This is a genomic window from Vibrio sp. 1249-1 (genome assembly GCF_033340495.1).
Genome location: NZ_JAWOWJ010000341.1, coordinates 1 through 829, shown reverse-complemented (window position 1 = coordinate 829; position 829 = coordinate 1). Strand labels below are relative to the sequence as shown.

Sequence of the window (829 nt, the reverse complement as noted above, 5' to 3'; positions counted from 1 at the left end):
TACCTTGCTAACGATTGGTGATGGTCTGGTTGCTCAAATTCCATCGTTATTGCTGTCGATTGCAGCGGCAATGATGGTGACGCGCCAAAACACCGATGAAGACATGGGCGAGCAGTTGGTTTTCCAAATGTTCGACAATCCGAAAGCGTTGATGATCACGGCGGCAATTTTGGGCGTGATGGGTATCGTACCGGGTATGCCGCATTTTGCTTTCTTAACGTTGGCCGTCGCTGCTGGCGCGGGTGCTTACTTAATTGACAAGCGTCAGAAGCAAAAAGCAAAAGAACCAGCATTACCTGCGAAAGCAGAAGATGGCAGCGAGCCGATTTCTCAACGTGAGTTGTCGTGGGATGACGTTCAACCTGTTGATATTATTGGTTTAGAAGTGGGGTATCGATTAATCCCGCTGGTGGATCGTGACCAAGGCGGAGAGTTATTAGAGCGCGTGAAAGGCGTTCGTAAAAAGCTCTCACAAGATTTTGGTTTCTTGATCCCAGCTGTACACATTCGCGACAACCTTGAGCTGACGCCAAACAGCTACAGAATTACCCTGATGGGCGTTGCGGTGGGTGAAGCGGAAATTCGCCCAGACCAAGAATTGGCGATTAACCCTGGTCAGGTTTACGGCATGATTGATGGCGAACCGACTATGGACCCGGCATTCGGCCTAGAAGCCGTGTGGATTCGTGAAGAGCAGCGCGAGCACGCTCAGGCTCTCGGTTATACCGTGGTGGATTCATCGACGGTATTGGCAACGCATCTAAGTCAGTTATTAACCAACAACGCATCGCAGTTGATTGGTCATGAAGAAGTAGAGAATTTATTAGAA

Annotated in this window: 1 protein-coding gene; it reads left to right on the top strand. The window is 49.5% G+C overall.

Annotation, left to right across the window (positions count from 1 at the left end):
- Positions 1 to 829 (top strand): FHIPEP family type III secretion protein (locus R7Z50_RS26250; RefSeq protein WP_318149578.1); only part of this gene is annotated, 829 nt, incomplete at both ends.